The organism is Longimicrobiales bacterium, from assembly GCA_028823235.1.
GTDB lineage: Bacteria > Gemmatimonadota > Gemmatimonadetes > Longimicrobiales > Gaopeijiaceae > UBA2589.
In genome coordinates, this window is the sequence record JAPKBW010000047.1 from 1 (window position 1) to 5,864 (window position 5,864).

General features: G+C 59.6%; 6 protein-coding genes. 3 read left to right on the forward strand and 3 right to left on the reverse strand.

Annotation, left to right across the window (positions count from 1 at the left end; translation table 11 throughout):
* Positions 1 to 160: 160 nt before the first annotated feature.
* Positions 161 to 499, reverse strand: a complete 339-nt coding sequence (locus OSA81_13160; GenBank protein MDE0899950.1) for a hypothetical protein — start codon at positions 497 to 499, stop codon at positions 161 to 163.
* A gap of 137 nt (positions 500 to 636) precedes the next feature.
* On the opposite strand from OSA81_13160, the gene OSA81_13165 reads away from it, so the two are divergent.
* Entirely contained in the window at positions 637 to 2,055 is a 1,419-nt protein-coding gene (locus OSA81_13165; GenBank protein MDE0899951.1) for a sulfatase-like hydrolase/transferase, read from the forward strand.
* Positions 2,052 to 2,687: a TetR/AcrR family transcriptional regulator gene (locus OSA81_13170; GenBank protein ID MDE0899952.1), complete on the forward strand. Its 636-nt coding sequence runs from the start codon at positions 2,052 to 2,054 to the stop codon at positions 2,685 to 2,687. Before OSA81_13165 ends, OSA81_13170 begins: the two co-directional genes overlap by 4 nt.
* 221 nt (positions 2,688 to 2,908) lie before the next feature.
* Here the strand turns inward: OSA81_13170 and OSA81_13175 are convergent, their stop codons facing one another.
* Positions 2,909 to 3,775 carry a TauD/TfdA family dioxygenase gene (locus OSA81_13175; protein ID MDE0899953.1) on the reverse strand — a complete coding sequence of 289 codons (867 nt, stop codon included), beginning with the start codon at positions 3,773 to 3,775 and terminating at the stop codon, positions 2,909 to 2,911.
* A 273-nt stretch (positions 3,776 to 4,048) separates the two neighbouring features.
* On the reverse strand, positions 4,049 to 4,597 hold the full coding sequence (locus tag OSA81_13180; GenBank protein MDE0899954.1) for a hypothetical protein: 549 nt from the start codon (positions 4,595 to 4,597) through the stop codon (positions 4,049 to 4,051).
* A 508-nt stretch (positions 4,598 to 5,105) separates the two neighbouring features.
* On the opposite strand from OSA81_13180, the gene OSA81_13185 reads away from it, so the two are divergent.
* Positions 5,106 to 5,681, forward strand: a complete 576-nt coding sequence (locus tag OSA81_13185) for a superoxide dismutase (protein ID MDE0899955.1) — start codon at positions 5,106 to 5,108, stop codon at positions 5,679 to 5,681.
* The last annotated feature ends 183 nt before the right edge of the window (positions 5,682 to 5,864 follow it).

The window sequence follows — 5,864 nt, forward strand, 5'->3', positions numbered from 1 at the left end:
CGTAGCAACCGAACTGCGCGAACCCGGTGTCGTCGAGCAACACGAACACGACGTTTGGTGCACCGTTTCCGGGGTGCGGCCGTTCCTCGAAATGCGGCTCGGAATCGGCCAAGGTGCGCCCGATCCTTCCTTTGAAGTCTGTCATGCCTGCTCCTGGATCTCAGATGGTGATGGTGGTCAAGTCGTCGCCGATGAGCACATCGCCGTCGTAGTGCTCGGCGGCCCGAGCGACCCATTGCGGATACTGGTCGGGCGTCGGCGCGGGAACCACGTGGGTCAAGGCGAGCCGCTCGGCTCCCACCCGGGCCGCGGTCTGCGCTGCCTCGACGACTCCTGAGTGGTACTCCAGGATGTCTTGCGCCATCTCGCCAGGGAGCATCACGACACCTCGACCGGCGTCGACGAGGATGTGTGTGTCACCCGCCTTCGCGAGGGTCGAGGGGCCTGCGCTGTTGGGGTCCGGCAGCGGTGATCCTGTTCCGGTCAAGACGATGTCCATCAGTCGTGTCCGTCCTTTTGGTTGTGGGCCTCCGGGTGACGAAACGATTGATCGAGTCAAAGACGTTTCTCATTGGATTGACCATAGTAATGTATTTTCATAGAATATGAAATTATCTTGACGCCAGGAGATATCCAGTGAGCGACCATCAGCCCAACCTGCTGTTCATCTACGCCGACCAGCACCGCGCCGACGTCATGGGCTGCGCTGGCAACGACATCGTCGTCACCCCCCATCTAGACCGATTGGCCTCGGAGGGCGTCCGCTTCGACCAGACCTGGACCGAAAGCCCGGTCTGCCAGCCGGCCCGCGCCTCGCTACTGACCGGCCGCTACCCCAACGACCACGGGGTGCTCGGCAACTTCGCCGGCGACTGCCAACCCGAATGGGACACCTTCCCCCGCCGCCTGCAACAGGCCGGCTACACCACGGCGTCGATCGGCAAGACGCACTTCGCGTCATGGCCGATGATGGTCGAGCCGGGAACGCCAGCGCCGACCGACGAGTGGATCGGCAGCTTCGGGTTCGACCACGTCGTCGAGGAGTTCGACCGATACGTCCACGTCGGCGACTGGGAGACGCCCTACATGCGGTTCCTGCGCGAACACGACGCTCTCGAGCCGTACCGCGAGGTGGTGGTTGCCAACTTCCGGGGCGGAGACCGGCACTGGAACGGCGTCACCTCTCCCCTGCCCCAGGAGTTCGATCTCACGTGTTTCCTAGCCGACGAGGCGCAACAGTGGCTCGACCGTCAGCCGAGCGACGGGCCCTGGTTCCTTCAGTTGTCGTTCGTACAGCCGCACGTGCCGCTGATGGGCGACCCCCTCTGGGCCGATCACTACGGTGGCGTAGAAATCGCCCGCACGGCCCCCGAGGAACCGGTGCCGACCAGCGACGAATGGGCCACGCACCTGGCCTTCCTGCGCAGGCACTCGCACAGTGACCTGTTGAGCGACAAATTCGTGCTGGCCGGTGCCCGTCAGTACTACGCGATGGTGTCGCTGATCGATCAGCGAATCGGCGACCTTCTTGCTCAGCTCGAGAAACAGGGCCAGCTGGACAACACGTGGATCGTCTATTCGGCCGACCATGGCGAGATGCTCGGCGACCACGGCCTGATGGCCAAGATGAACTTCTACCGATCGTCGGTGCGGGTGCCGCTGATCGTGCGCCCCCCCGGCGGCACCAGCGGCCGGGTCGAGACGGCGCCGGTCCAGACCTTCGATGTCGCGGCAACGCTACTTGACGCCGGGACGGCTACAGCCCTCGGTGGAGCGCCGTCCCGGTCGCTGGTGCCACTCGTGACCGGCGACGGAGGCACTGCTCGCCATCACGCGGTGAGCATGATCCGCATGCGCCCGGGGCTCCCGACCTGGCAGGCCATTACCGACGGCCAGTGGCGGGCCACCCTCAACGCCGACACCGGTGAAGCCAGCGAGCTGTTCGACCTCGTGGCCGACCCTGACGAGGCCACGAACCGGGCCGGCGACCCGAGCGCCGGCGACGAGTTGGTCCGCCTTCGCGACTTGCTGGCGTCGACCCTGGAGCCGACGTGACTGAGACCGTCGAGGACGGGCGCGTCGCCCGGGGCCGGCGTACCCGCGCGACGGTGATCGATGCCCTGCTCATCCTGTACGTCGAGGGCAATCTCACCCCCACCATCGAAGACATCGCATCCCGAGTGGGGATGACCTCCCGGTCCATTTACCACCACTTCCCGGACCGCAATGCGCTAGCGGTGGCGTTGGCCGAGCACCAGAAAGCCCAACACCCGGAACTGTTCATCGCTCATCCGATCTCCGGGAGCCGCGCCGCACGAATCGACGGCCTCGTCGACCACCGAGCCGAGCTCTTCGAGACGGTCGCGCCGGTGCGCCGCTCCGCGTTGGCCGTCATGCACGCGTCGCCGGAGATCCGCTCTCAGCAGACCAAGCTGGCCGCCCGCCTCCGCCGGCAGGTGACCCGCACCTTCGAGCCCGAGATCTCAGCCCTCGACCGCAGCACGAAAGCCGAGGCCATCGAACTTCTCGACCTCCACACCAGCTGGGAGACGTGGGAGCGGCTGCGGCGCTGGCAGCGCCTGTCGGTCCAGCGCAGCCATAGCCTCGTCACCGACCTGGTGACCCAGACCCTCGACACAAGGTCCGGTTCAGGACTCCCGGCAAACAGAAATCTCCCAGCTTCCTGAAACAAACCACGGGAACACGTGAAGAAGAGGCCGCTACTCCCCCGGTTGTTCTTTGTCTTTCCTCAACCAAGGAATAACTACCACTAGCTCGTTATCAACACCACCACCAGCAAAGCGATCAACACCACACCAAACAGAGTGGAACGAGGACCCAGCAAACCCCAACTGTTCAACAGTTTGCGATCCTTACCATCCTTCTTGCCCATAGCCTGCCTAGCTGTTCAGATCACGCAAGCGGTGCTGAGCTGACGCATGAGCCGGCGCTCGGTCGGGTCCCACGCGTCACGTCGATGCATGGTCCCGAGGGTGTCGAACATGATCAAATCGCCGACCTCCCAATCATGGCCGTAGATCCGATCAGGCTGGGTGGCGTGCAAATGCAGCTGCTTGAGCAGGGCACTGCTTTGAGCCCGCTCCATTCCTACGATTCGACGGGTGATGCCCCGTGACACATACAGGATCTCGTCGCCGGTGTCGGGATGGCGCACCACCACTGGATGCTCGGCCTCAGGGATGTCGGGACGGTCAATGCCCGCTGCCTCATCGCGCTCGATCTTGGCCGCAAAATCTTTGTCGGGTTCAGTCATGTAGTCGGCAATACTGTGCGTGGCCCGCAAACCGCTGAGGCGAGCCCGCAATCCTGGGTCGAGGGTTGCGTAGGCGTCGTACATGTCTGTGAAGTACGTCCGGGGTGGTTCAGCCGGAAGCTCCACCGCGTTGAGAAAACTTGTCTTCGCGGGTGTTGCCACATAGGAATAGTCGGCGTGCCACTCAAGGTTGGTGGCGCCCTCCACTCCCAAACGGTCGCCGTCCTTGCCGCGAATGTTTGTCACTGGGAGGATCTCTGGAAGCGCTCCCGCATTCCGGAACCACTCCGACCCTCTAATCGGGTCGCCGAACGACTCGACGAATCTCACCAGGTCCTCGTCAGTGGGCTGAGGCTGGCCGCGAAACACCAACAGCCGGTGACGGTGTAACGCCTCAGTGATGCTTCGCTTGCTCGCGTCGGTAAGCGGTTCGGCTGGTTCCCAGCCAGAAACCAGAGCCCCAAGCGGGGCCTCAGACAATGGAACGATATCGAGACTCACGATGACCCCTTCCTAGGCTGTCGACCGAATACCAGGACGTGGCCTGACAATCACCGTAGCTCGGGTTGCGGTGGCCTAACCGATTGGTGACTCAAACGAGAGATGACATTAAGAAGTATCGATATTTCCTCAGTTGCGGCGCCCGGTTTGGGTTTTGGGGCCGTTACCTTCCTTGCACCCATGTCTTGCCCCGTGGTTTAGCCGCCGCTACTCCCCCGCTTAACGCTTAGCTTTGGCTGCTTTCTTCGCAGCTTTACGCCTAACTTAGTCCTGTCAGTAAAGGGGGTCGAGTGGCAGGCCGGGGCCGTAGATCTTGATCGTGTCCTCCAGCCGAGCAGCTTTGAGTTCTTCGATTCTCTTCAATTTCTCGACGATGATGTCGGGGTCCTCGTTGTTCCACACCTCAGGCATCAGTTCGAGTCCCTGTACCCGTTCACGTTGGGTTTGAATGGCTTCTTCGCCCCACTGGCAACGCCGCAACACGTCACAATAGTGAGGTAGCTCCTCAGGGCCAATGGGGGATTGCTCAATTTCGGCTCGTTCCTGTAACGCCCACAGCACCTTGCGTTTCTCCAACAAGATGTCCATCAGGTCGTCTGCCAGGTCTAAATCCCGTTCTGACGCTTCGCTGTGTTGAGGTACCCACGGCAGAGTGTTTTGACACACCCCGTTGGCCTCAAGTACCGCTACGAGGCTGCTGAAAGCTTTTTGGACTTTAGGCAGGTTGTCCCTCACCAGTTTGCATTCGTCACCTGCCCCCGCAGCCCACAGCGCTTGACCCAACAGGTCCATGGCACCTACCGATTGGTTCAGGAAATGCATTCGAACCCCATCAGCGTTTGGGTGGTTATGCCAAGGGACTTGTTCAGGCGCCACTCTCCCCCACCGCGGCCTTTGTGATAAGCCTCGCGAACCAACCCGAAGCATCTTCTTCGATTTGCCCCGAAACTTCACAGCACCAATTTAGTGACCCCGATGACACTGATCGGATTGTTGCTATTTTATGCCTCGAAGAGGCCGCCCAAAACCTTCAGCCACATAACGGCAGAATAGGTCCTACGTTTCAGCCTTTGAGCAAAGTTTGAGTAGCTGTGATCGCCAAACATGCTTGCTAAGGCTCATCGAACCTGCGACCCCCTCCTTGTAAGAAATAAACGAGCCCTGGATACCTAGACTTTGCGGAGTCGCCCCTGTGAGGATGAGCCCAACAACACACCCACACCTATCAACACAGCAAGAGTGCTACAACAAGGTTGAGCGAGAATGGTTCAAAAACCGACAACTTGCTTGCGACGTGTGGACCGAACTGACGATGTAAAGAGGTGCTTCGATGGCGTTTAATCTTATGGAATTGCCATACGCGTTATCTGATCTGGAACCGTATATGAGCCGGAAAACGCTGGGATTTCATTACCAAAAACATCATGCTGGTTATGTAACCAATTTGAACAAACTTATTGGCGATGTCGATGACGAGTTAGCGTCCGTTATTAGCTCCTCAAGCGGACTGGTATTCAATAATTCAGCTCAAATCTGGAACCACAATTTTTTCTGGCAGTCCATGTCTCCCCAAGGTGGAGGAGCCCCGTCTGAACCCGTTGAGCAGGCCCTATCGAGTGCATTCGGGTCTGTGTCACAGTTTAAGAAGTTATTTTCGGAGGCCGCGTTAAGTCAGTTTGGGTCCGGTTGGGCCTGGCTTGTCGATGATGGCGACGATCTAAAAATTATGAAAACTAGCAACGCCGATTTGCCTTTAATGCACTCAGCACAATCGATGTTGACCATCGACGTGTGGGAGCACGCTTACTATCTCGATCATCAGAACCGCCGCGTGGACTACATCAACACCTTTGTTGATCACCTCCTGAATTGGAGTTTGATCGAATCTCTCATTATTAATCCATAGGGTCACCACCCCATTCGGCGAGCCCGTAGACGCCAAAGACGAGCCGAGCGCGTTGACACATTGCTGCAGTGAATACGTGGACGCATTGGTCACCCTCAAATTTCGGCGTGACCTGGCCTACCTACCAGGACCCCCGGTGTGCAAAATCCAATGTTGCTTCTGACCACTACCCTGAAGGAACAA

Excerpts from the sequence above, each read along its gene's own strand:
- OSA81_13160 (MDE0899950.1), bottom strand. The coding sequence starts at position 499 with ATGGACATCGTCTTGACCGGAACAGGATCACCGCTGCCGGACCCCAAC.
- OSA81_13185 (MDE0899955.1), top strand. The coding sequence starts at position 5,106 with ATGGCGTTTAATCTTATGGAATTGCCATACGCGTTATCTGATCTGGAA.
- OSA81_13180 (MDE0899954.1), bottom strand. The coding sequence starts at position 4,597 with ATGCATTTCCTGAACCAATCGGTAGGTGCCATGGACCTGTTGGGTCAA.